Consider the following 26,407-nt stretch of genomic DNA (forward strand, 5'->3'; position numbering starts at 1 on the left):
AACTTTTTTCTATACTCAAAAATGTAAATAGACAAAAGGAGAAACGATCATGAAGAAATTTGTAATTTGCATACTAGGAATAGGCCTCCCTATATACTTACTACCTTTCATATTACGCGGAGATTTAGACAGATTTAATCCGATTGCTGAAGAAAAAAATGTATATGCCGTTGCGAAAGGATATGGTGTTCCAGATTATCATCATAAAGGCAAAGCTATGTACTCACTAAAAGCTGTTGACGAATTAAGTAATGAAAAAGAATATACAGTTGGAACGAACACGCCTAATGATTTTATAAGAAAAACTTACTTAAAAATTCATGTGAAAGGAAAATATGTGTATTCTTACGATATTATTTCTAAAGAGGATATTCCTGAGAAAATAAGGGGACAATTGGAGATAGCAAATAAATAAAAGAGCCAATTCATACGATTTGGCTCTTTATTCTCTCTCCCATCTACCGTTTGGATAATTCTTTCGGTAGATTTATTAAATTCGTTATCATTGTTCCAATAACCATTGTTCAATTACTTTTACTGTTTCATCTCGTTGTGCTTTTGCCGTAATTAAACTCGCATTATCACCTTTTTGCTCACCATACATGCCAAAATGAGCATGGTTTCCCCCTTTTATCATGTGCATAGTTGTATTTTTCGACATTAACTTTTTATTGTTCTCTATTTTTTCTAGAGTTGCTAAAGCATCTACTTCTCCATAAATTGATAACATCGGAATCGATTTTGTAGAAAAGTCATCTGCAGGATACGAACCTAAGAAAATGATCCCGTCTACCTTGTCTTCATGTTGGAAGGCATACTTAGAAATCATAGCTCCTCCCATTGAATGCCCTGCAACATACCATTTTTGAACTTCCGGATATTTTTCAATTACACTGTCTACCTCATTTATTCCAAGTATCGCTAAATTTAATGGTAACTTAGGCATTACTACAAATTGCCCATTTTTTGCAAGAGCTTCTCCTAAATAACTATAAGCCTCAGCTTCTACTTTAGCTCCTTGATAAAAAATAACCCCTACTTTCGCATCTTTCGCTCCAAAAACGATATTATCTTCATCTTTTTTATCATCTACTAACGACAAAGCCTCTTTCGTCGGTTTATAAGTAAACTGAGACCAAGTCAAAAAAGTAATACTTCCTATAATTAAAATAGCTAGTAAAGAGTACAGCGTAATTTTTATCCATTTCTTCACAAAGGTGACCTCCATAAGATGTATATATTCCATATTTTGGATTATCATTAACACACATAAAAGCTCGAGCATTTTTATTATGCTCAAGTTTTTAGTTCCGTCTTTAATTTATACTATAAATTGTCCAAGATAAATATGTAGCAAATGCAGACCATAAAAAATACGGAATTAGCAACCATGTCGATACTTTAGATAATTTGGAAGAAACCGCTATGAGAAGTAACGTAGTAATAGCGACAAGTAAACAATCTACTGTTGCTAAAAACAAATTTTTTTGACTGAATTGAAAATAGCTGAAAGCTTGATTGCACATATAATTTAAAAGGAATATAAACCAAAATGTTTTTGGCTTAAATCCATATTTGTTGTAAATAATTGCAACTGATAATGCAATGAGTCCATATAATACAGCCCAAACTATGCCGATTGTCATACCAGGAGGTGTCCAAGACGGCTTTTCTAACGCATCATACCACGCACGATCAATAGGAAATAAAATACTAGAAACATAAAACAAACCATATGTTAGTAAAAATACTATAATACTAGATTTTTTCATAAACATTCTCCTTTTTACTAGAAGATTACAGAAACTTTATATGATTAGTATGTCCTTGTAATGGATAAAATTCTAAATACATATTGTTTAACCTATTTCATACAAATTCTTTCATACTTTTATATGCACAAAGGGCTCTCTCTCGTGCTGCCTTATGATCAACAATCGGATAAGGATATGTATTCCCAAGTTTTATATTGGATTTTTGTAAAATATGCTCAGGTGCTTCCCAAGGTTTATGTATATATTTGTTTGGGATATCTCTTAATTCTGGTACCCATCTTCTTATATACTCTCCATTTTTATCAAACTTTTCTCCTTGTGTGATGGGGTTAAAAATACGAAAATACGGTGATGCATCTGCTCCACTTCCAGCAACCCATTGCCATCCCATTGTATTATTTGCAATATCAGCATCTAGTAGTGTATCCATAAACCATTTTGCACCTTCTTGCCACGGAATTAACAAATGCTTTACAAGAAAAGAGGCTACAGCCATTCTTGCCCGATTATGCATAAAACCTGTTTGCCAAAGCTCCCGCATTCCCGCATCAATAAACGGATAACCAGTTTCACCCTTCTGCCATACTCTTAATAACTCCTCTTCCTTATTCCACGGAAAATGTTCAAAGCTCTTATTAAGAGGTTTATATACTGTAAATGGATAATGGTATAGTAAATAATAAGAAAACTCTCGCCAAATTAATTGACGTATAAAGCTATTAACTTGTTTTTCAAAAAGACTACATTGTCTTTCGGTACTTTTATTTATTAAGTAATGAAACATTAGCTTTACTGATATTTGACCAAATGAAAGATACGGTGCCAACATCGAATGGACATTTTGATCTGGAAAATCTCTTCCTTCACTATAAGAGACTAATTTGCTAGAGAAAAATTTCTTGAATGTTTTATATGCCCCTTCTTCTGTCGGATCCCATATTGCTTCCATATGAGATGTCCACGGTATAGTTGGCAGCAAGTGTAATTCTGAAACAGATAAGCTTGCTGGTAAAGAGTTTCCCCACTTTATACTCTGCACTCTGCTAATAGGTTTAGGTATTACCTGCTTTTGAAATGCATTGTAAAAAGGCGTAAACACCTTATATTCAGTGTTATCCTTCTTTTTTATAATCCACGGTTCTAATAATAAATGCGAATTAAATTCCTTACAAATAATACCTTTATCTTCTAATATCATTTTCATTTTTTGATTAGATTTTAACCTGTCTGGATCATAACAACTATTCCAATATACAGCCGTTATATCTAATTGTTTTATGAGAGAAAGTATTTCTTCCTGTGTATTTCCTTTGCGGATTATTAAAGTAGAGCCCAATGCCTTAAGTTGCTTTTGGACATCCATTATAGCATGGCGTAACCACCACTTTGCCGCACTTCCTATTGAAAAAGTTTCATCTTGTACATATACCGGAAGAACCTCCCCGGACTGAACAGCCTCAAATAGAGCTGGGTTATCATATAAACGAAAATCTTTTTGAAACATAACGATAATTTTGTTTTGCATGGCTACCTCTTCTGATTCTTAAAACATAATAAAATTTATTATACAACAGCAATTTATACATAAGAATTTATTTGTCTTTAATAGATTAATTAACTTTTTCAACTATTTTATTAGTAGCAATTTTAACAACCATTTCTTTTTCACCTGTTCTATCAATCCTGAAACCATGAACTTCAATATCAGAAGGTACTAATGGATGATGACGGATCATATCTATACTCTTTTCAATATTTTCACTAACATTTTTTTGTCCACTCAGCCATTGATTAAGGCTACCACTTGAAAATTCAGGCATGCAATTTTTAAAGAGATAGTCTAATTCTATATTATCTTTTATGAAATCACGTTGAGTTTGTAGATTAACTGAAGAAGTTTCTTTATCCTCTATTCCGACAACAAAAATTTCTTTAACATTTTCTTGATAAATAGCAATAATAATAGATCTCATTATATCTCCATAAGGATGTACAATTACAGAATCATAGCTGTGTATAGTCAACATGTTTTCTTGTTGAATGTTAGTTACTTGTTGGATACTAGGCTCTATTCCGTGTTCAATGTCTGTTAATAATAAAACTTTTTTATTCTTTGAATTCATATGGAGCACTCCTTCTTCATTATTGTATTTATGAAACTTTTAAGCTAGTAACAATAATAATTGTTACCAGTTTTTCCAGCGTCCCTCTGGATCAACACTTGCAAGTCTAACCCATTCATTTTGGACTTTTTCTCGAAATGTGAAATCATTATTTAACAAACGTTCTATATATTCAATAGGTGCTTGAATGACAATTAGTAAACGAAGTGGTGAATGATACGTCTCACTATCTGACTGCATAACCGATTGCCAAGGTAAGCCTGGCAACAGGTCACTAGCATTCCCTTGCATAACACCGAGACCCGCCGTTACGGTTTGGGTTGTTTTATTTCCACTACCATAATAATGAGGAGCTACAGTTGATGCGTAATATTGTAGATTTATCCACTGTGCAACTGTTCCTGGTCCTGCAATAATGTTAGCTAATATATCGCCACTTTCATCCTGTTTCCAATCATAATTATGAAGGAAAGCCCTACCTTCTAAATCACAATCTTGAGTTAATTCACGCTTTCCGATAATAAAAGATGCATTACGCGCTAATCCCCATTCTGGACGTATTTCACTCCAATCTTCTGCAAATCGATGCGCCTCTTTACTCGGATTTTTTATTTTCGTTTTGAAATTAGGTAATTGCGTTAAACGTTCTCTATTTGCATGTTGGCTCACATTTGGCATAATCGTCTCGATACAATCAAACGCTTCTTGCGCAGTTTTCGAAAGTTCTGGGACGTAAATCCATTCCAATTCGTCCACTGTTGTTTTATGTTCAGCTGCTGCAAAAATGGTATCCTCAGGAATGTTAATGCCTTCAGCAGACAACGCCTCTCTTACTTCTGGAAGATTACATAAAGTAGCGAAAACTCTTGCATTGAATCCCCCTGCTGCGCCTCCACAAGCACCACACTCAAGTGCTGCCGCATAAGGATTGTTCGTACTTTGACTACTATGTCCACACATTACAACTAAAGGAGCAAATTTTTCTGTCAGTCCCACCATTTTTAAAGCTTGACGCACATAGTTCACTTTTTCTTCTTTCGTAAAACCGATAGGTATCTCACCTTTTGTGTCATGAACATGATTAAGCGAGAATGTTGTATCAGGTTTTTGTAACATAGTTTTACGAAGTTTACGAATGAAACCACCAACTCCTCTTGGCACAAAACTCCTTGTCACCATCTGTAGACCAAGTAAAGGGCCACTTACCTCAGGTAGTAACATACTTGTCAGTACATTTTGTTTCATCGTCTTAAACGTATAACTTACTGAGCTGTCTATCTTCTTACGTTGCTGATAAGATTTATATTCATTTTCATCCGTGAGCTCTTTTATTTGATGTTTCGGTTTTAATATAACTGGTAAAGATGGATGGCTGTCATTACTCCCTAGTTCACTAGTCGCAATTGGTAACCCAAAGAAACCAGCTATTCCAAACGTTTCAAACGGACCTAGTTTTTCTAAGTGGCGACGAAACGGTTCTGAACGTACATCAATACAAAATGCTAATTGAGCTAATACATGCTTTTTATCATTAGTTACACGCTGTTTAGAAGCAATCTTCTCCCTTAATTGCTCTGCATGCGTTTGTTCCCAAGCTTCCAGCCAAAGTTTCCTGCGAATATTTTCATCAAAACGATATGCAAATGCTAACAATTCGCTTTGTTCAGCTGCAGGCATTCGTAACCATTCCCGTGTTGAAATATCTCCCCAATAGATCCAAGAAGCTATAAGTGGAGCAATCAAAACTTTTTTCTCAACCTTTTGATTTACTACAGATAAATAAGGTTTTACAATAGCCAACTCCATAGAAATTCGAACTGCTAAATATTCCATTAAGAGTTCCTGTTCCTGAATTGATTGTTTTGAGCGCCATCGTATCATTCCTGCCCACCCAGGCAAAGAAAGTAAGTGCCCTTCAAGATAAGCTTGGATGTTAGATTTAGAAATTCCTAGTTCAGATAATGCTCTCGTTAAAGCTAATCGGGCATCTTGTGGCCAATCTTTTAAAACTTTACGCTCATTTTTGCTGAGCGCTGGATCAAATTTAATAAGGTGTTGCCATGCACGATAAAAACCTTTCTCTCGATTTGGCATCGTCCAACTTGACTGGGAGTCATCAAGATATAATTTACACCATTTAATGATATGATAATTAAGAATATCAGATAGGTTTTCACCATTTTGATTCTCTATAAGCGAACTTATTGGTTGCATAACAGAGGCTTTCATACTCCCTGTATTTATATAACTCATTTCGTCTGCCAGTTTATTTAATTCTGGCGATGATAATAGACTAGAAGGTACTCTTTCTAATTTTAAAGCTGTTTGACAAAATCGCTCTGCTTTCTCTCGCGGAATATGAAAAGATTGTGAATCAAGCCAACGAGACAAACTACTTTGTAAAAATGATTCCTCAATCTCACCTTTCGCTTTTGCCGAATGAATCATGGAGGCACTAGGATACATATCCACATTACGAATTTCTTTTAACCAATTTGCAACTTGATCAAATGATTGCTTTTCAAGTCCCATCCAAGGATGGTGAGCTGCAAACGTAGAGATAGGCCAAAGTGGTGCAATAACTCTGCTAGCAGATGCAACTAAATCATTTATATTATTTTTTTGTATATCAATGTTTGTATCTTTCTTTAATATTGACGATATGCTCATCACGAATTACCTCCCTTTGATACATAATGTTTCAGATAGCTTGGGTGACTTTCTACTGATTTTCTTCTCGCCTCACCTACTCGAACTAACCAAAGATAAAGTACAGCGAATAAAGTAGAAGATTGATTACGAGTAACGAAAGTACTAATAGCACTACTAAATAGTAAAATACATATAACAAAGATAACGGCTGGAGCTGAAGGTTGAACACTTTGATAAATGTCAGTATGCAACCATTTATAAAGAGAATTATGAACAGTAGAGTAAATGAGAGAACATCCAATCAAAACAATTACGCCAGCAATTCGTCCCATTCTTCCCTCTCCAAAAACAACAAGCTGTTTCCATGAAAAATATAATGACCACCCTAAGATTAACGCACTAACTAGCTGATACCCCTCTCCAGAAGTCATAAACCAGAAAGTAATTGCTATAAATACTCCTAAAACACGCCCGACTATAATCCATAAATTGGACATCTTTTCATTAGACTGATTCACTACCCCACAACGTTGCACTGAAGAACCAGCTTGTAAAAACAGTGTAGCTTTAAACAAACCATGTAAAATTAAATGAATAACAGCCGCTAAATAGGCGCCTAATGCACATTGAATAAGCATAAATCCCATTTGTGCAATAGTTGAACCTACTAGCTGACGTTTATAATCAACTTGGACTAAACTAATTCCTGTTCCGATTAAGACAGAAATACTAGAGAAAATAAGTAAAATGATTTGTGCAATATCATCATGAAAAAGAGGTGAAAATCTAGTTAACATGATACCGCCAGCATTTACTAAACCCGCATGCATAATAGCTGAAACAGGAGTTGGAGCAACGGCAGACTCAATTAACCATCTTTGAAAAGGCCATTGTGCTGCTGGAATCATCACCGCTAATATAATTAATAAGTTAATTCCTGTTCTCTCCAATGTTCCATGTAGCGCTACATTTTCATTCGTTAAAACTGATGTTAATTGCCACTGTCCAGTTACTTGAAAAAGCCAAATGATAGCTGATAGCAACGCAATCCAACTTATTGTAAATAAATAGCCAGAGATTTTAGTTGCTTCACTAACTACTTTCCACCCTTTATTTAGCCCTATGAGTAGAACCAATCCTATAAGCGTTGCTCCCCAACAAATGATCATGAAACGAAGATCATCACTTAACCATGCAACCGAAGATACACCTGTAGTAAATGTAAAAAGTAAAAAATATTTTCGATATGAGCGGTCTCCCATTAAGTAACGTACAGAAAAACGCTGAATGATTAAACCAATTGTAAGAACAAAGAAAGCCATTAACCAAGCTAAAGTATCTAGATGCCAAGGCCCCACAACTCTATCTCCATTGTTATTAACAAGTGCGAGTAAAGAAATCAATGAAGGCAAAGCAGCGATACCAATATGGATATGAACAAAACGTAAAGGCATCCTTGCATTTAAAAACAATAATCCACTTAGCCAAGAAGCACTAAGCGCCATAAAAAATAATGTTAACAGTGTTGATGAACTCAGCGAAATTAACATGTTAAATACTCCCTTCTAAGCGAAAATAACCTATAAAATTCCTTTTAATTAAGATGTTTTTTTAAATTTCAATTTTCATTCACTCTTTTTAGTGCATCGTTTTTTCCCATAAAAAAAACCGACAACTTCCATAATTCAATGATTTTATATCATCATTGAATTATGGAGATTGTCGGTTTCCCTTCAACTAACTTCAATAAAGTTTTTTGAAGAGCTCCCATTTTATAGAGAATAATAATGTATGTATTACTCCTGTTAAAAAGAAATGTATATTTCTGATCTCCTAGATTATGCAATCAATATATCAATTTATGTTATACGCTATCTTTTAATTAAGAAACTTTTTCATTTAGTCAATATTACATATTAAAAAAATGCTAAAGCCTTAATTATAGCAAGCTGTTAAAATGAGCGTCTATCAATTTTTTAAAACAATTATAAGATAAACCATATTAAGCAGTTTGTCAATTTCTTTATCCGTTTTTTAAGAGTTATTTGAATTACGATTTATTATACCTAAATAACTTCAAGTTTTTAATTATTAGCCTGTTAATAAAGTGCAAAACTTGTAGGTTTCTTAATCCTTCCACTAACCTTAAGGTATTTTTAAAATTTCTCCTCAAGATTATGAAGCAATTTAAAAATCATCACTCGTTCGCCTGTACGGGAGCTTATATCCGTATGAAAGCTTTTCACTTTCTCTCCAGTTAATTCTAGTATAATCTCTTTCAGATCATCAATTCCAGATTCAACTAGCTCCGAACGATTCTTCTTTATCGTTAGCATACCGTCTTTTGTTTCGCAAACACTATATTCAGCCGGCGTTAAAACACCTTGTAAATTTACGATAATCATATCCCGTAATATATCTGTCTTAACGGATATAGACCCGCGTCCTAGGTAGTCCTTTTCCCAGTGAGTAATTGCTTTGCTTATCTCTGATTCAATAGAGCCTTTTGAGCTTTTCATCTATGTATCCTCCTTCAATAAAATAAATTTACAATAACAATATAATAATCCGGATTGATTTTATTTTCAATTATTGAGAAGAATTTATTGGGATTGTTACAAGATATCCTTTCATATCATAGTGATTTTTTATATTACAATATAGATTTTTTTGATCATTACCAACAAGATACTCTTACAATAAAGGCTCTTTTGCATAGATTTCTAAAAAAGACATTGCGGAGAAGATGAGAAAGCTCTTGTATTGTTATTTCATAAATTTTTTTATATATTCCTGTTTTTTGATTTTCTAGGGTAAATCTTATTAAAATATTTGTATTTAAATAATGTTCAAGGGCATGTCTTCTTAATTCAAATTTATACTTTATAGACACAATAAAACCGTGCCTCCAATTGTTAGCCAGTTAACTAACAATTGGAGGCACGGTTCAGAAGGAATTTCTCTCCATAATAAAATCATTGATTAAAATACTATGTTAAAGTGGCCTTTTTCAATGTACATAATTTGATAGCTACCAGATACAAGCCCTCTTGCACAATAGATTCCACTCGGTCTTTTCTTCTCCATAACCCTCTATCAAAAATACCATATTAAATTCTTTTTGAATTGTTTGGATCAGATATTAATGTGATTGGATTACCACCTATAAGCTGCGAGTGAACGTGCTATGTTAAGACTTTTTAATAACTAATTGTTCATTTCCATGCCACCCGATACAGGAGCATATGTACCTGTAACAAATGCACTTTGATCACTTGCAAAAAACAATACAGAGCGTGCAATATCCTCGGGTTTAGCAATTCTCCCTAATGGAGTGGACATTTTCACCTGTTCTTTTATCTCTACAGGATTTTGTGAAGTGGCATCTGTTTCAACCATAGCCGGCGCTACTACATTTGCTGTGATATGAAACGGACCTAACTCTTGTGCTACATACTTTACGAAAGAATTAAGTGCTCCTTTTGCTGTTCCATGAGCAATAAAATTAGGCAAAGGTAGATGACTTAAATTGCTTGAAATATACACTAACTTTCCATATTTTTGTTCTTTCATAAAAGGTAGTACTGACTTTGTTGCAATGAAAGCTGCCTTAACTTCTTCTTCTAATTTAGATCTAAATTCATCCCATTCCATATCACAGAGGGATTTCATAGCAAAAGAAATGGCTGCATTGTTTACTAAAACATCAACCTTTCCAAATTGTAAAATTGTCTCTTTTACTAAAGAATCTACTTCATCTTGATTTCTAACATCTGCCTGAATGGCTATAGATTCACCACCTTTTTCACGAATGGATTCTACTACCTCTTGTGCAGCTTTTTTATTATTGGCATAGTTTACAACTACCTTCGCTCCATGTTCAGCAAACAGCTTTGCCGTCGCGGCTCCGATTCCTCTACTAGCTCCAGTTATAATTGCTACCTTTTCATTCATCATAATGTATCCACTCCTTTATTTAGATGTTGGCCCTTACATGTTTATAAGGTAAGAGGTTAAATTTCGGTTCCCTATAAAAGATAAAAATTTTATAAGGAACCACTGATTAATAACTTACATTAAATAATTTTCTTAACAAATTATTTAACTGTTGAACCTCTTCTTTAGTTACATTGCTTATCGTAAAATCTTGAACATTTTTAACTGCAGGTAAAATATTTTTTTAATCTCTTCACCCTTTTCATTCAAAAAAGATAATGTAAACGTTAATTGTGTTCATTAGAATCCTTCTTATTTTCAGCTGGTATGGGTGCTACCTGTAAAAGAAAGTTATAAATGTATCATCATCTAATGACCATAAGCTTTTTATCTGTTGGCAGTTTGTTTGATCAATTCACTTTTACTATCTCTTTGCAGCATAATTCTCCCCACCGCTATAAGAATGGTAATAATTGAAATGCAAAGAAGAATATTCATATCGTGTGATAGATTTCCCCCACCAAAAATTATTGTTTGATATCCGTCAGCTACATAAGTTCCAGGGAAAAGAGAACCTACAGTTTGATAAAAATTGGATAGTAACGCTTTTGGAACAATTACTCCACAAGTAACTAATTGTACTGACAGCGATATGATATTAAACATCATACCCGCAGGACCGAATAGAACGATAAACATTTGCGTTACGCTTAAAAAAGAGAAAAAGACAAGAGTTTGGAAGATCCATGTTTCAAACAAGCTTGTATTCAATTTAACGTTAAATACGGTCATCAATAATAACGTGATAATAGCTAAAATAACAGATACGACAATATTAATAACTTGTCTTGAGAAAAATATAGACCATTTTCCGTGCGTGTTTTTTAATATTGTTGCAACAATATTAAGATTTAAACTCATAAGCATAGCTCCAACCCATGAAGCAAGAACAATTAAAAATGGAATCATGGTTGCTGCAAAGCCATCTGTATTGTTTGTTTTTTCGACAGATGATTGCACAGAATCAATGTTTAATGAACTTACAGCTTTCGTAATGTTTTCTGATAACTTTTGGGCCAATTCTTCTGACGGTATCACTGTACTTAGTTCGTTAGATAGGTTAGATGAAATAAACTTTTGTTTATACGCATATACATTTTTATTAACTGTTTGCGTAATATCCTTTGCCGCGCCTTCCATAATCTGTTTTGCCAAAGATGAGTTTGCTTGATTGATGAAATAGTTAATCTCTGTAGTATTATTTTCTTTCAATAGGCTTGAGAAATTTGCAGGAATTTGAATAACCATATCTAAGTTCCTGTTATCCATGTCTTTTTGGGCGTGCATTACCGAGCTATAGCTTTTAACTTTAAAGGGCAGATTTTCCTTCAAGCTTTTTTCAATATCAGTTCCCATTTGATTATCTTCATTAACTAATCCGATTTTTAATTGGTTTACCCGATCAGTAACACCATCGTATGCAGTCATCCACACACAAAAGAAAATTAACAGAAAGGCAAATGCTGTTGCAATTCCAATGAATGTTGGGGGGAATTTAAAGAAATTTTTTAAAGTTTTCATTGTCGTACTCCTTGTTGTTTTATTATAGCAAGTACTTACTTGCATCCGGTGTAAAAAAAGACCTAGGGAGTTAGCCCCCTAGAAAATAGTTGGACACTATGTTTTAGAAAAATCTCTTTTGAATTTGAAAATAAATTGTCCCCGAAGCGTGAGTTAGAAAGAAAGTAACCGAAATTCATCCAAATAAAGTTCATCGCCTGAGCTTCCATATCAGTTTCAATAAGCTTTCCCTTTTCTCTCATCTCAATGAAATATGAAACCAAATTATCTTTTAATTGTTTAGGAATTAATGCAATTTTTTCTTTAAGCTCTGGGAACATTTCAGCTTCCTGAAAACTAATCAAAATTAAATCCTTTAACTTTTCTATATATGCAAGATATCCTTCTGCAATAGATAGCAAGTCATCTTCAAGATTCCAAGTCATCTCTCCAGGCATTAATTTATTCAATTCCATATCACGCGATAAAGATTCGACAGCTTTTTCCATAATATTCTTTTTGCTTCCGAAATTCCGAAAGATCGTTACTTCGTTTACGCCCGCTAATTCCGAAATCGAGCGAGTCGTCGTTCCCTTATAGCCATGAGTGCGAAATAGTTCTAAAAAAGCCTCAATAATACGTTCTGATGTATTTGTCATTTCATTCACGTTTCATCCAACTTTCACATAATCTTTATCCAAACCCGAATGCAAGTCGTTACTTGCACAAGTAGAATAAACCTTTTTGATCAAAAAGTCAACTTTATAAAAAAAGCCGATTTCTTTATCGTATAGGAAATCGACTTTTGGCTTAATTATTGATTTAGTAATAAAAACACCTTTTTAAAATAACTATGTTTATACTATAGACGTTGATCTTTTTGGAAGTTTAGACGAAAATGATCCTCGTCATTATATACCCCAAATTCATACCCTTGCTCTTTATAAAATTTAATAATTTCAGGAAGTGCTTGTAATGTTTGCGCCTTTTCATGCATTAAAACAACTTCTACTTCTTCTGTTGTTTGTTTCTTTACATTTTCGATAATCTGAGTTGGATTATCTTTTAATTTCCAATCATTTGAGTCTATTGTCCAATCCCAAACTTTTATTGCTGCTTCTACAATTTGGTTACGAATTTCCTCACCCTTTAATCCTGGTGCAGATCCATATGGTGGACGAACTAGTTTAGGAGTTGTACCCGTAATATTATGGATAAGAGCTAACGTTTCTTGCATTTCCGGTACAAATTGTCCCTTTTTGTATAGCTTATCACTATTATGTGTCATACTATGTGCACCAATATAATGTCCTTCTTTTACTGCTCGTTTTACATTTTCCTGAAAACCTGTATTTTGTAAATTACTACCTTGCATAAAAAATGTCGAAGCAACATTTTGCTCTTTTAGTACATCTAAAAATTTCCCAGTTAATTCGCTAGGACCGTCATCGAATGTTAAATAAACAACTTTTCCTACCGGTTTTCCATCAGGTCTTTTCTGTTTTGCTGGTGGTGTTTCTTTTTTCTTTTCTTGTTGTTGCGTATTAACTTGATTACTACTTTCATTAGCTACTCCCTTCGCTGGGGTAGAGTTCCATTTCCCAATTAAAAAGAATGTGAAAAAGGTCGTCGCTAAAACAACTCCTAGAGATATTATTACCTTAGTTAATCGACTTGTTTTTTTCTTACTTTGTGATTCTTTCATTATTTTTCGATCCTTTCCCTATTAATTTTCATTATTTATAAAGCTGAGCCTTTATTCGACTGAATCATTCGTTTCAACCGGTGTTTACAATAAATAGATTAATAGAGAGAGGTAAAGATAAAATGCAGATAGTGTCGAAATCAGTTAAAGAATAGCGTATTGTGTTTACTTTTAAAAAAGAACTTGTTTCATTAATACAGTTAAATTTGAAAAATAAATATACACCCAAAATAAAAAATACTATTCTTTCTAATTAAGATTTAGAAAGAATAGTATTTTTCTATTTGCCTATTTTATTACATCGTAAAATAATTAATAATGCCATCCACAATACCTTGTTGCGATTTTGCTTGGAATTCTTCTGAATTCATTCTTTTTTCATCACTCACATTAGATGTAAATCCTAATTCAATTAAAATAGACGGAGAAGGGTTTTCTCGTAAGACAAGAAAATCACTTCCATGAACACCTCGATCTCGGCTGTCTATATTTTGATCAAAAATAGCTTCTTGTACGGTCTTAGCTAACTTTTTATCTTTCCTTTTATTAGATCCATAATGAGTTGTTATTCCTTTTACATTTGTATCCTCAAAAGCATCATGATGAATGCTAATATAAAGATCCGCCGCATGGTCTTTCGCTACTTTGACACGTGCTTGTAATTCTTCCTTTTGTTTTGTTTCTGGAAGTAAGCTCGTATCTTTTTCACGTGTTAATATAACTTTTGCATCCGTTCTTTCTTCTAATTCTTTCTTTATATTTTGTGCTACTTTTAAATTAAGCTCTTTTTCAATCGTTCCTAATTTCTTTCCTTTCGTCCCTCTATCTCCTCCACCATGCCCTGGATCAATTACAATAGTTTTTCCTTTTAATCGTAAATCCTCTTTTGATATGTTTTTATGCCCTTTAGCATGTATGAAACTAACGCCTGTACCCATTATTATTATAATAAGCAAAAGCAATATCGCTCTTTTTTTCATTTTAACAATCTCCTTATCAACTTTTCATTCTCTTTCTAATGAAAATAGTAATGAATGCTGATAAAGATAAAATGCAGATAATGTCGATTTCGTTTAAAAATAATAAAAACGTGTAGAAAAAATTCTACACGTTTTTATTTAAATAGAAATAAAATAATACTCCATCTTCTGTATTTGAAACACCATATTCCGCATCATGTAGCTCTAATATATTTTTTGAAATAGCAAGGCCCAATCCTGTTCCACCTTTTGAACGTTGACGAGACGTATCCCCTCGATAGAAACGATCCCATATTTTCTCTAAATGTTCTGGCGCGATATGAGCCCCTTTATTTTCTACACATACTTTTACACGTTCATTCTCTTCTATTGTAGAAATAATAACATTCTCCTGTTCTGGTGTGTAACGAATCGCATTCGTAATAAAGTTCGTTATAACTTGTTCTATGCGATGCTGGTTTGCAACAACTTCAATTTTAGAAAGTTGTTTATGAACATGTAGTTGCTTAGCTGTTATATCCGAGGTTAATTGCTCACATATGTAATCGATCATCTCATCAATATGGAAAACACCCATTTCCATTTTATACGTACCAGATTCGAATTTTGCTAACTCGAGCATATCAATAATGAGCATATCCATTTTATCTACTTCTTTTGACATCGCTTTAAAGTAATACTCCTTTTTATTACTGGCAACGCCATCCTCCAAAATTGAAATACAGCTCTTCATAATACTTAAAGGTGTTTTTAACTCATGTGAAACACCCGCGATAAATTCTTTACGTGTATTTTCTAATTGCTTTTCTTTCTCTATATCTTGCTGCAATTGATGAATATACGAATGCAAAGCTTTAGAAAGTGTATTAATATTTTGTGATAAATCACCTATTTCATCCTTTGTAGTAATAGGTATCGTCTCAGAGAAATCTAAACCCGCGATTTTTTTTGTAGTATCATTTATTTGTAATAATGGCTTGGCGATTTTTTTTGAGTAATAGAACGATATCAAAACAATTAAAATCAATACAAAGATAATTAAATATACATAATAATCCTTTATCATTTGTACCGCTTCATCAACTGGTTGCAATGATGTCATAGCAAATATATAGTTTGTCTTACCCCCCGCGTCTTTTGTTGGCTTGATTAAAACTTTATATTTAATATCATTTTCTTCGTAATCCATTATTTCTGTAGAAGTAACATCATTAGATTTTTGATTCAATAATAAATCAACCTGAAATTGTTTTATTCTATCTATAAGCACACGATTTCCATATATAAAGTTCGTTCCTACAGTCCCCTCCGGTAATTGCACGTTTTGAATGCTTCCCGCTAAATATAATTGTGAACTTTCTTTTGAAGATACGGCTTTTGGCCCATACAACCTTTCTGACAGTTGCTTGTTCTCTAGCCCAACATTCTTCTCTTTTATTGTTAACATCGCAGGGACTACTATATCCCCCTTCTGTACTCCGTCGATAATAATATGACTCCCTTGTTCTAAACTATATTTCATCCTCTGTATATCTTCTAAATTGATAAAACTATACAACGGTATGTGAATGGAACGTTCAGAAAATATCTTATTTTCGTTTGGGTCTAATTGAATTTCTATAGAAAAATCATTTGCATATTTTATATTACCTACACTATCTAACGTTGTAATCCATGTCGCATTCTCTTGATAGAAATTTTGTTCTAATTCTTGAATTACTTTCGCATCATCTCCAGCTTTTATATATGCTTTTTCAAAGGATTGAATATTTGTTTTAATATCATTAACTTTTCGATTTGCGTAGTATTGCTTAAAAAATATAGTTTGTCCAATAAAAATAGTTACTAAAATAAGTGTGCATAATGCTGTTGTTAACATAAATAACTTTAATACAATTCCTTTTTTCATACTTGTCCCTCAAATTTATAACCAGCTCGTACAACCGTTACAATACAAGCTGCTTTTTGTCCTAATTTATGACGCAAATTACGAATATGACTATTAACAGTGCGATCATCCCCAGCGAATTCATAACCCCAAATTTTATTGATTAGTTGTTCTCTCGAAATTACAATTCCTTGATTTCGCATGAGATACGTTACTATTTCAAATTCTGTATGAGTCAAATTTATGTCTTCCCCATCTATAGTTACTGTACGAGAAGGAAAATGTACATGGATACCACTACTCGTTAATGTGTCTTCAGCTGGTACATTAACAGCTGAAGAATATCGGCTTTCCATTAATCGTTTTGCTCTTGCTAATAAAATAGGAGGACTATACGGCTTTGTAACATAATCATCTGCTCCTAGTTCAAATCCAAGTAAAGTATCATCTTCATCCACCCGAGCCGTTAGCATAATAATAGGTACATTAGATTTCTTCCGAATTCGCCGACAAACCGTCCAACCATCTAATTCCGGTAACATAATATCTAAAATAATTAAATGCACCTCATGCTCTTCAAATATAGATAACGCTTCTTTCCCATCCATCGCCTCTAAGACGTTATACCCTTCGTTTAATAAGTAATCTTTCATAATTTCACGTAAAATATCTTCATCTTCTACAATTAATATTGTTCTTTGCATCTTTTATCTTCTCCACGATTTATTTTATTGTAAGGAAGAAATAGTTTATTTTATATGTTAACCAATTAGAAATCTTTCACTATTTCCGTCACTACTACATTCAACATAGTTATATCAAGATAATAGCATGACGGTATAAAGATAAAATGCAGAGATAGCCTTACTATTGAAATGCTATTATAATTTTGTAATTGGAATCAAATAAAAAACCAAAAGAAATACTATGATATCGCGACTTAAACTAAATAATATAGTGTATATCAAAAATGAGTTTCCTGAATACTTTCGAAATGGAACAGTAAAAAAACAGTCTCAGTACATCAAAGTTGATTTAGAACACATTATGAATACCTTAAAACCTGGACAGGTGTGAATTTAGGGTAATATCATATTTTCCATTCAAATATGATAGAATAGAAGTATATCCAAAACGGAGGAATAACAAATGAACTCAAACACAAAACAGTTTATTTATGATATCCAGCAACGAAAGAACAATTATATAGAAAATGCTTTAATAGCAATACAACACCCTAAAAAAGAGCAATCTGAACAGGTCATTCAAAATATAGTAGAGAAGATGGATATGATGATTAGTCTAGTTACTACGTACATGAGGATTGAATCTGGATCTACGGAAGAATTAAAAGAACTTCAGAAAGAAATTATCCATGCTCAAGCATATATTCAAAAACGAAAATTTGAAGAAACACAGAGATAAAACCCTGTGTTTTTATTTGATTATTGTTTTGGCATAATCCATACAATTTGTTGAATGCGTACAATATATGGCACCGTATCTTCAATGAGCAAATGATCTGGTTTCACATCCTTTAATTTCCCTCTTATATTTCCTCTTACAGTTTCAATAACCACATGTTTACCAATTACTGATTGTAATGTCTGATATACATAGGGATTAGGCACACTTACCATATTTTGTTTACTAAAGTCATTTCCCTCCAAATAACTCATTCTATAAGACTCCTTTCTAACTTGCGTTCTTTCTACTAATATATGATATAAATCTTATAAATATGCTAGAAGGATAATTCATTATATGGACGGAAATAACATTTTAATAGGGTACGGTTTCTATTTCTACATTGCTAAAAAATTATTTATATAAAGTTACTTTTACTAGTTAATAGGAGATGATAAAGGGATATTTTGAATATACATCTAGGTTGTTCCTTTCTGGTTATGTATCATTTTAAATACGCCCTTTATTAGAATAGTGCTCATACTTTTTTTGAGATTCTTTCGTAATACGTGCGTTAAGTAAAATTGCTAACAATAAAAATACTCCATATTTTCCCCCTGTAGCTCCTATGATAATCACACTACTACAAACAAGTACAATTAATAGGATAAACGAAACTAAATAAATACGATCATAATTTTTTGACATCTTCTCGTATTTTATGCGTTTTTTCCTTGCATCCATTTTAATTCCTCCTTTATATGATCCATTTCACTCTCAGATAAATCTCGCCCTAAAAAAAGAAACAATCTATCGTTTTAAATAATTAGTTTGTTTTTTTATCAACTAATTTATATAACGTAAAAAGAAATCCTACCAATATTAAGCTTTCCACCATGATAATTTCCATCCTCTCCTTCCTTTTAACCCCAACACATCAGATAAAAGTTATTTATATCCCATATTGGCTGCAACAAACAAAAAGGATCCCCCTTCTCTTAAAGGCCGATCCTTTTCTCCTTGTATGCAACTATTTTTACCTATTCTTGATTAATTAGAATAATAGCTGGTCCATCTACACGAATTCCACCAACTTCGATTTTTTCATAAGACTCAACTGTAATAGAGATGATCCCTTCTCGCTTCTTTAATTCATTACTTAATTCTTTTGTTAACATTTTTTTCATGTGTGTACTCCTTCTTACTGCTTAATTTACTATTGGTATGTAAATAAAATTTAAATTGGTTTCCTGGTCTGGAAACCAATTTTTGTAGTTGACCATATGGTGTTACCAGTTCGTTTATCAATTTTAAGTAAAGAAGATAAACAATTACTATTCACCGTCTCAGTAGATATAAGGCTCTCTTAAAGATAGTGGTGAGATTGATTGTTTTTTCTTCTAGAAATAATGACTTAGATAGTATATTACCTAAAACAATGAAAGCCCTACCTCTCTTTCATCCTTACTGCTCCTTGTCCGTGCCAGTGTGAATCAGGATTGTAAAAATCAAGTGACTATTTAATCTAGTTATTTGATGAAACTTCAAACGTTCGTAAAAGAAATTTAAAAATAAAAATGGATTAGATTGAAGTAATAACAAAAGAGGTATCTACTCTAAAAGTGAGTTGAAGAAATTGAATATCTTTGAAATACTTTCCTTTTAATAATCATCATATACCCAGAGAATTCAGGATATTTCCGAGGGATGTCATACAGTATTTATAATAAATCTCAACAGAAACTTTTTATTTGTTTTTCAGTGATTCCTTTAATTAATTCTAGCTCACTGACCAAAAATTTATATGCATCATCCAACAATTTTTTTTCGCTTGTATTCAGTGCTTTTTCCTTCTTTATACGGATTAAATCACGTATAACTTCAGCACCTTCTTGTATTTCACCCGTTTTTATTTTATCTGTGTTTACTTTATACCTTTGTTTCCAAGGCATTAATTCGCCTGATTCTCCATGCTGAAAAATGTGTATAATGCGCGTTAATGTAAGTATATCAATAACTGGGCGTATATTCGAACTCAATATTTTGCCTTTAGGAATCATGATTTGCATATTACTAATGGACATTTTTATGACATAATAAAGTTGCTTTTTCCCTGAGAACTCTTTTTCTTCTATGGCTTCAATTATACCTGCTCCGTGCATTGGATAAACAATGTTATCCCCAATTTGAAACATATAACCCACCTCCATATGTGGTAACCTTCTCAAGCTTAACACATATGTTATTTTTTATCAAAAATTCAATAATATCATGAGTTTATTTTTGGTGTCAATAACTTTTTTCTTCGGAAGTTAAATTAAGGAAAACAGCCGCAAAATAATAGAGAGCGTTCTAGATTTCAAATAAAAGAAAAGGGAATTCCCACGCGTATATTCTGAAATCTCTACTCATTAACGTAGATCAGTTTTTCCTTGAAAACGGCCAAATCGATCCCGTATTTTTTTCAATCTTATATGATACTCCAAAATCTCAATTCTTGCTTTTTCTGCTAGAGGGGCAATTGGTCGTAAGTCTTTTAACCCCCAATACTCAACCACTACATCAAGTACTTGATCAAAATATTGTAGTGGCCCATAGTTTGCTTCTTTTGCAATCACAGCCATTCTATTTTCAAAATCAGGCATGACGGCACCTGGCATTTTAAAATTCCTAATCACATTGGCAATATGGTAGCAATAATTTGGTTCCAATTCTAAATGTGTTCGAATAACGTCTCGATAAAACGCATAATGAAGTGTTTCATCTTTTGCAAGACGGCGTAATAATGTAGCCAGATCTGGATCATGCTTACTTGCCACCTTAGCTACATTATTGTAAAACACCATTGTTGCAAGTTCTTGTAGCGTCGTATACGTCATGGCTTCGATTGGTGTATGAAAATCAGGCTCAAATCCACACTCAACGACTGATTTTCTTAATTCATGTATACGTTTAGGGTTTACACTTCGAGTGAGTAGTAAATATGTCTCTAATAAATTCGAATGTTGATCCTCTTCTGAGGTCCAAGTATGAATAAAGTCTGTAATAACAGAAAGGGAACCTTTAAAAGTCGCAGATAAATACGTTGTAAACCATGGTAAATTCACTTCTGTTAATAAAGCTGTTTCAATGGCCGTAATTACACCAGAAGGGAGAGTAACTTGACTTTCATCCCAAGGAACTCTTTTAAAGTCCATTCCCTTATCCCATGGTAAAAACTCATGATAACCCCAGTCTATCTTCTGCGCTCTTATTTTATGTTGTTCATACAGTTCTTTTAAACGTGGTTCTAATCGGAAATCTAAATCATTTGTTAGCATATAAGTGCCCCCTTTTCTTACCATGAATATTCAGCTTATTTTTATCTCTAAAAATTTTCTACAAATAAATATTACTTTCCTTTTTTTAAATCAAACATAACAAACTTGTAACAAAACTCTTTAAGAGTGCTATATTTTCATAGGATTTTTTTATCAAAAGAGGGACCGTTACATCTATTTTCTTTTTTATAAAATAGATATTGAGGCAAACAATATGTTAGTTAGTCAAAATAAAAAATAACCTCAGTAAATACAGAATAACATTCATGGATAAAGATACTCGTCATGTTGTAAATTTTGGTGAGTGTAAAAAGGTGCATGCCTATAAAGAATCGTTTTATAATAAAGATTGATAGTGTTTTATATACACTATCAACTTATCTAGACGTAAGATTATAATCCAATATATTAGATTAAGCGCTTGAAAAAAATATAGTTGATGAGATAGCCTTAAACGACAATTCCCAACAAGCTTAATACACATTGGCTATGATGAGTTAGACCAAATTTTGTGAAACAGTATACAACAAAAAGGGAAGAGGCGATAAACATGCAGTCAACGGAAGCGCATATGAAGGAAAAACAACGAAGAGAAAAAATAGAAATTATATTTAGTCACAGGGTAAAAGGGGAGAATTTTTTTCACGGTTCTTCCTATCAATGGAAAAACATTGTATATCAAAATTATAATAGGATACAACAAAAAGAGTTGGAAATTGAACAACTCATTTCAAAAATGGAAAAAGAAGGGATCCGTTTTACGCAGCACCGTTCCCTCATACACTATCCCGTCATTGATTTCGTAAAATATATAGCTAAGATTTATAAGGAGCCCCTCGAAATAAAATAATCATATTTATAAAAGGTTTATTTCCGGGGGTTTTTTTAACTTAAAACCAGGGGTACCGCCCCATTTCCATCAAGATAAAGTTTTATAACACCCCCAAAACGAAATTTTTAGGTTTTATTGTGAAAAAAGCCTATTTATCATTTTGGGGGTGACCTGTTTTCTTAGGTTGATGGGATACCGCCATCAACCTAAGAAAACAACATGCTAGGAGTATACTAGATTTTATACAGTTTTTCTGCTAATCCAATAACCCAAAAACCATGCCAGGATAGGAATGTATAAAAAATGAATAGCGTTATCGAAAAAGAAAAAGTGGATTACACCACTACTTTCCCTGCTACCCTACTACTAATAGTTATTTAAAACAAACCAGGTAATTTAACACTTAAATATTTAGGAAGAAGGCTCAGAATGAAATTAAATAATGAAAAAGATGGCATTGTGTTTGCAGTACTTTCTTATATTATGTGGGGTATTACTCCAATTTACTGGAAGCTTATTCAACACGTATCTTCAGGAGAAATTCTAGCACAACGAGTCTTTTGGTCCTTTATTTTTATGCTTGTACTTTTATTTTTCATGAAGAAATGGTCTACATATGTTGAATTCATGAAAGAAATTGTTAAAAATCCAAAATTAGTTTGGTCACTTATTATTGCTTCTGTACTGATTAGTTCAAACTGGGGTATCTTTATGTGGGCAGTGCTTAATGGAAAAATATTAGAAGCAAGTCTTGGTCAATACATTAATCCTTTAACAAGTATGTTAATCGGTGTAATCGCATTAAAAGAAAAGTTAAGTGGTTCTCAAATTCTTGCATTTATATTAGCAGGCATTGGTGTATTAACACTAACGTTCCATTATGGTGTGATTCCTTGGATTTCTCTTAGTTTGGCGCTTACCTTTGGATTTTATGGTTTAGCCAAAAAAATGATTAAAACAGATTCAGTCATTGGATTAACACTTGAAACGATGGTAATTTCGCCTATTGCGTTAGTATATTTGACTTACTTGATGTTTCAATCTCAAATACAATTTTTCAATTCTGTTTCAACCAGTTTATTATTAATAGGGAGTGGCATAGTAACAGCTCTACCACTTTTATTATTTACAAAGTGTGCTAAAAAAGTTTCATTATCTATGCTTGGTATTCTCCAATATATTTCACCAACTCTGTCACTAATAGCCGGTGTTTTTCTTTATAACGAAACGTTAACAAAAGCTCATTTTATAGCTTTTACCTTTATTTGGTTAGCCCTTGTAATTTATACTTTTTCTTCCATAACAAAGTCAAGTAAAGAGAGTAAAAAATAAATGAGTTTAACTTATAAATAATGAACTACCTGTAACGAAAATTATGTAAATAAGCTGTCCATATGGGCAGCTTATTGTATTTTTGCTTAGCGTTTTTTTGATGCATGTTGAATTAATGGTATTTTTGTACCAAGTACAAGTATGAATGCAACAAGTGCTAATCCTGTACATAGAAGAAATAGATAATAGAATGAAAATGATTTTATTACCCAAAGATCTAATACTGGTCCTAAAGCCATGCCATTGCTTCTCCACGAAGAGATCGTGGAATACATCAATCACAGCCTTTTCTATCGAACTTGTAGCAACTGCCCAGCTGATTCCATGGAAAATATGTAAAATCACTAAGCATATAGCCCCTGTTATCCAAGTATAAAAATACATTGTCTTTACAAATAATACTCAAACATTTTTGCAACCTTTTCTTTTATTTTTTCTTTTATAGATAATTGGTTGACGTCAGAGGATGTTACTTGCTTTGAATTTTGTAAGTCTGCATTAATCACTGGCTTTATTCTCGAAATATAGATAGGGTCATGAATATAACAGTTCATTTCCTCATTTAAATGAAACGAACGTGAATCAAAATTCACGGTCCCAACCATCAATACTTTTTCATCAATCAAAAATACTTTACCGTGTAACACCCCATTTTTGTAACCATATACTTCCATCCCCTGTTTTAATGCTTTTCGGATATATGGATATGCTGCTTCTTTAACTAATAGTGCATCCGAATGAGGTGAGAATAGAATTTTGACACGGACTCCCCTCTTTCTTGCATCTACTAATGCGTTCCAAATAGTTCTATCTTTTGGTATAAAATAAGGTGTTAATATAATAATGGATTCTTTTGCTTGTTGAAACAGCATTTTATAATCTTGCCCAAGTTTTTCTCCACTATAATATGCAGTAAATCGTTGCGAGTTTGCTCCCTTTTCCTTTACCGCATTGTGTATCGGAATCGGTTTCTCTGAGTTTCTCTTCCAGTCTAATACAAATTGTTGTTCTAAATCTTGAACTCCTTCTCCTCGTATTTGAAGATGATAATCTCTCCAATAACCAAGTTTTTCTTTTTCTCCCAAATACTTCTTTCCAATGTTGAATCCACCAATGTAACCAACCTTTCCATCAATAACTGAAATACGACGATGATTCCGATGATCCAAAGAAGAAAAAAGATAAGGGAAAGCAGGTTTATTGTAATATGTAAAATGAACTCCTTTTTTAACTAATAATTCTCTTTCCTTTTTCTTTAGTAAAATTCCACCTAACCTGTCCAAAGCATAGTATACTTCTACACCTTCTTGACTTTTTTTCCGCAATAACTCTAGAAACTGATGGCTTACTTTATCATCAGCAATAGAAAAAAAGTTAACATGCACGTAATGCTTTGCTTGCTCTATATCTGAGAATAGTTGATTGTTTAACTGTTTCCCATCTGTATACAAAATAATATCACTTTGACGCATAGGGTATTGACTAGAATTTTGGCTAAATACCCCATTTTTTTCTGCTATCGTTCTGTCAATTTCACCCCAAACAAACAGAACTAAACATCCACCGATAAATAAAAAGAGGAATACTCGGAAAATTCTTCTTATCTTTTTCAGCACATTTAATCTCCTTTATATATTATCGTTTTATTTCTGTTAGTTTTTGTTATTGGGACAAAACTATTCCATGCATCTATTAGCTAAAAAAATCCCTCTTTGAATGATTAACTATAAAATTTCTCATTCGCATAACCCTAAAATTGGAAGTCGTACAATGATAATAAAATAGGCACTCTATATTTTGAAGTACATTTACAAGGAGGAATACTACATGACAGTAAGTACTAAACTTAAACAAACTATCGCTGGATTAAAGAGTGCTCAAGCATGCCTAGAAGGATTTGTTCTTGATACTGATAACAAGCAAGCAAAACAATTATATAAAGGTGCAGCACAACAAACTCAAGAAATTATTGAATCTTTAAATCCTCGTCTTCAACAAATTGAACATGAAGAGCCTCAGTACAAGTAATAACATAATACCTTTCACATAGAATATCGTCCCCATGGAAGAGTGCCCAGCTTAAATAACGATTATCATAATGCTAATTATGATTAAAGGGTCTCACCATATTGCCATCAATTTAAGAATTCAAAATTACCCCAAAACGAAAAAATGAGTTCAACTCTCATGGACACCTATGAAAAGATAAAATTTTCGTTTTTGGGGCATTTCAAAATATTAGCTTGATTGGCATAGGGGTACCGCCACATCGCTATCAAGCTAAGCTCATACAACGTCAATTATAGTAGAGATTATTTCTTTTTTCTAAAGGCTACGTATAGGGAATTTAAAGATTTGCATACGAAATAAACCCTAATGGGTTTCATTTTTTTGATTTAAGCCGCTTGATTATCAGGCATGGTACAATTGTAAACGACACCTAATATATCAAAGACTGTTTTCTTCTCATATCTATGAGATTTTCGCCCGTTTTGCTGTAGGAGATTGAACAAGCGAATTAGAATCTTTGATAGCTCTTGGGTGTCTTTTTGTATAGCTTGAAAAAGAAGAAGAAAGTAATCTTTAATCATATATATGGCCTTATATTCACTCATTTCTCGCTTCTTTTTTCTAAGAAGTAATTGCCGCATTTGAAACATGGTAGAAGAACAGAGTAGAATGGCAATCAGTTGCCCGTACAAATAGCATTCCAATCGTTCTCGTTTTATCTTTTTACAACGATGAATATGAAAGAATGATTTCCACGTTTTAAATAAAATCTCAATTTGCCAACGTAAAGAATACCAATCATGTACTTGTCCCATTGGGACAATATCTGTAGGAGTATTTGTCATATATACATTGATACCGCTAAGTCGTTTACTACGAGGAGAATA

At 32.8% G+C, this 26,407-nt stretch carries 26 protein-coding genes and 1 pseudogene; 5 read left to right on the forward strand and 22 right to left on the reverse strand.

The features are described 5' to 3' along the window. The first annotated feature begins 49 nt into the window (after positions 1-49). A complete protein-coding gene (locus HFD78_RS23505; protein ID WP_000714887.1) occupies positions 50-415 on the forward strand; it encodes a YxeA family protein in 366 nt (121 codons plus the stop codon). A gap of 87 nt (positions 416-502) precedes the next feature. Here HFD78_RS23505 and HFD78_RS23510 read toward each other — a convergent pair whose 3' ends face one another. The 14 genes from HFD78_RS23510 to HFD78_RS23575 all read right to left on the reverse strand — a co-directional run bounded on the left by HFD78_RS23510 (position 503) and on the right by HFD78_RS23575 (position 17,323). Next, a complete protein-coding gene (locus HFD78_RS23510) occupies positions 503-1,213 on the reverse strand; it encodes an alpha/beta hydrolase (RefSeq protein ID WP_098006193.1) in 711 nt (236 codons plus the stop codon). 103 nt (positions 1,214-1,316) lie between these two features. After that, positions 1,317-1,772: a TspO/MBR family protein gene (locus HFD78_RS23515; RefSeq protein WP_000749728.1), complete on the reverse strand. Its 456-nt coding sequence runs from the start codon at positions 1,770-1,772 to the stop codon at positions 1,317-1,319. Positions 1,773-1,869: 97 nt separating this feature from the next. Continuing rightward, positions 1,870-3,300, reverse strand: a complete 1,431-nt coding sequence (locus HFD78_RS23520) for a cryptochrome/photolyase family protein (RefSeq protein WP_098006191.1) — start codon at positions 3,298-3,300, stop codon at positions 1,870-1,872. Between the two features lie 85 nt (positions 3,301-3,385). Then, the gene (locus tag HFD78_RS23525) at positions 3,386-3,898 is read right to left on the reverse strand and encodes a carbonic anhydrase (protein WP_001086249.1); all 513 of its coding nucleotides are present in this window, start codon (positions 3,896-3,898) and stop codon (positions 3,386-3,388) included. A gap of 63 nt (positions 3,899-3,961) precedes the next feature. Continuing rightward, positions 3,962-6,568, reverse strand: coding sequence for a DUF2309 domain-containing protein (locus HFD78_RS23530; RefSeq protein WP_098006189.1), 2,607 nt, complete (start codon positions 6,566-6,568; stop codon positions 3,962-3,964). After that, positions 6,568-8,100: an NADH dehydrogenase subunit 5 gene (locus HFD78_RS23535; RefSeq protein ID WP_098006187.1), complete on the reverse strand. Its 1,533-nt coding sequence runs from the start codon at positions 8,098-8,100 to the stop codon at positions 6,568-6,570. Before HFD78_RS23535 ends, HFD78_RS23530 begins: the two co-directional genes overlap by 1 nt. Before the next feature lie 606 nt (positions 8,101-8,706). Then, positions 8,707-9,069: a Na-translocating system protein MpsC family protein gene (locus tag HFD78_RS23540; RefSeq protein ID WP_000842548.1), complete on the reverse strand. Its 363-nt coding sequence runs from the start codon at positions 9,067-9,069 to the stop codon at positions 8,707-8,709. A 688-nt stretch (positions 9,070-9,757) separates the two neighbouring features. Then, entirely contained in the window at positions 9,758-10,507 is a 750-nt protein-coding gene (locus HFD78_RS23545; RefSeq protein WP_000980809.1) for an SDR family NAD(P)-dependent oxidoreductase, read from the reverse strand. Positions 10,508-10,873: 366 nt separating this feature from the next. After that, a complete protein-coding gene (locus tag HFD78_RS23550; protein WP_000854133.1) occupies positions 10,874-12,067 on the reverse strand; it encodes a YhgE/Pip domain-containing protein in 1,194 nt (397 codons plus the stop codon). A 62-nt stretch (positions 12,068-12,129) separates the two neighbouring features. Beyond that, on the reverse strand, positions 12,130-12,714 hold the full coding sequence (locus HFD78_RS23555) for a TetR/AcrR family transcriptional regulator (protein WP_001004645.1): 585 nt from the start codon (positions 12,712-12,714) through the stop codon (positions 12,130-12,132). A 194-nt stretch (positions 12,715-12,908) separates the two neighbouring features. Further along, positions 12,909-13,751, reverse strand: coding sequence for a polysaccharide deacetylase family protein (locus HFD78_RS23560; RefSeq protein WP_000665180.1), 843 nt, complete (start codon positions 13,749-13,751; stop codon positions 12,909-12,911). 296 nt (positions 13,752-14,047) lie between these two features. Continuing rightward, positions 14,048-14,731 (reverse strand): N-acetylmuramoyl-L-alanine amidase family protein, encoded by a 684-nt coding sequence (locus HFD78_RS23565; protein ID WP_000745358.1) that lies wholly within the window; start codon positions 14,729-14,731, stop codon positions 14,048-14,050. A gap of 124 nt (positions 14,732-14,855) precedes the next feature. Next, positions 14,856-16,640 (reverse strand): sensor histidine kinase, encoded by a 1,785-nt coding sequence (locus tag HFD78_RS23570; RefSeq protein ID WP_000715394.1) that lies wholly within the window; start codon positions 16,638-16,640, stop codon positions 14,856-14,858. Further along, positions 16,637-17,323 (reverse strand): response regulator transcription factor, encoded by a 687-nt coding sequence (locus HFD78_RS23575; RefSeq protein ID WP_001189873.1) that lies wholly within the window; start codon positions 17,321-17,323, stop codon positions 16,637-16,639. The genes HFD78_RS23570 and HFD78_RS23575 overlap by 4 nt, the downstream gene beginning before the upstream one ends. Positions 17,324-17,768: 445 nt before the next feature. Between HFD78_RS23575 and HFD78_RS23580 the strand changes: the two genes are divergently transcribed. Then, positions 17,769-18,044, forward strand: a complete 276-nt coding sequence (locus HFD78_RS23580; RefSeq protein ID WP_001087712.1) for a hypothetical protein — start codon at positions 17,769-17,771, stop codon at positions 18,042-18,044. 20 nt (positions 18,045-18,064) lie between these two features. On the opposite strand, the gene HFD78_RS23585 is transcribed toward HFD78_RS23580, so the two are convergent. The 5 genes from HFD78_RS23585 to HFD78_RS23605 form a co-directional block, all read right to left on the reverse strand. Then, positions 18,065-18,298, reverse strand: coding sequence for a YuzF family protein (locus HFD78_RS23585; RefSeq protein WP_000120818.1), 234 nt, complete (start codon positions 18,296-18,298; stop codon positions 18,065-18,067). Between the two features lie 238 nt (positions 18,299-18,536). Beyond that, positions 18,537-18,770: a hypothetical protein gene (locus HFD78_RS23590; protein ID WP_000340044.1), complete on the reverse strand. Its 234-nt coding sequence runs from the start codon at positions 18,768-18,770 to the stop codon at positions 18,537-18,539. 296 nt (positions 18,771-19,066) lie between these two features. Next, entirely contained in the window at positions 19,067-19,213 is a 147-nt protein-coding gene (locus HFD78_RS23595; protein WP_000738548.1) for a BC1881 family protein, read from the reverse strand. 546 nt (positions 19,214-19,759) lie between these two features. Beyond that, entirely contained in the window at positions 19,760-20,221 is a 462-nt protein-coding gene (locus HFD78_RS23600) for a CarD family transcriptional regulator (protein WP_000486298.1), read from the reverse strand. Between the two features lie 216 nt (positions 20,222-20,437). Further along, on the reverse strand, positions 20,438-21,346 hold the full coding sequence (locus tag HFD78_RS23605; protein WP_000957101.1) for an acyl-ACP desaturase: 909 nt from the start codon (positions 21,344-21,346) through the stop codon (positions 20,438-20,440). A gap of 550 nt (positions 21,347-21,896) precedes the next feature. Here HFD78_RS23605 and HFD78_RS23610 point away from each other — a divergent pair. Together HFD78_RS23610 and rarD are read left to right on the forward strand one after the other, a co-directional pair. Beyond that, positions 21,897-22,196: a hypothetical protein gene (locus tag HFD78_RS23610; protein ID WP_001191994.1), complete on the forward strand. Its 300-nt coding sequence runs from the start codon at positions 21,897-21,899 to the stop codon at positions 22,194-22,196. Between the two features lie 411 nt (positions 22,197-22,607). Beyond that, entirely contained in the window at positions 22,608-23,510 is a 903-nt protein-coding gene (gene rarD, locus HFD78_RS23615) for an EamA family transporter RarD (protein WP_000773903.1), read from the forward strand. 92 nt (positions 23,511-23,602) lie between these two features. On the opposite strand, the pseudogene HFD78_RS30000 reads toward rarD, so the two are convergent. Together HFD78_RS30000 and HFD78_RS23625 are read right to left on the reverse strand one after the other, a co-directional pair. Further along, a pseudogene (locus HFD78_RS30000) lies at positions 23,603-23,912 on the reverse strand (MFS transporter); the annotation flags it as partial. Then, the gene (locus HFD78_RS23625; protein ID WP_000913872.1) at positions 23,900-25,126 is read right to left on the reverse strand and encodes a phospholipase D-like domain-containing protein; all 1,227 of its coding nucleotides are present in this window, start codon (positions 25,124-25,126) and stop codon (positions 23,900-23,902) included. The gene HFD78_RS23625 and the pseudogene HFD78_RS30000, both read right to left, overlap by 13 nt. A 211-nt stretch (positions 25,127-25,337) precedes the next feature. Here HFD78_RS23625 and HFD78_RS23630 point away from each other — a divergent pair, with 211 nt between their 5' ends. Then, positions 25,338-25,538 carry a DUF1657 domain-containing protein gene (locus HFD78_RS23630; protein ID WP_000218933.1) on the forward strand — a complete coding sequence of 67 codons (201 nt, stop codon included), beginning with the start codon at positions 25,338-25,340 and terminating at the stop codon, positions 25,536-25,538. Positions 25,539-25,906: 368 nt separating this feature from the next. On the opposite strand, the gene HFD78_RS23635 is transcribed toward HFD78_RS23630, so the two are convergent. Beyond that, on the reverse strand, positions 25,907-26,407 hold a 501-nt coding region (locus tag HFD78_RS23635; RefSeq protein ID WP_191968117.1), incomplete at its 5' end, for a transposase.

Source organism: Bacillus sp. EKM501B (genome assembly GCF_011800505.1).
Lineage (GTDB): Bacteria > Bacillota > Bacilli > Bacillales > Bacillaceae_G > Bacillus_A > Bacillus_A cereus.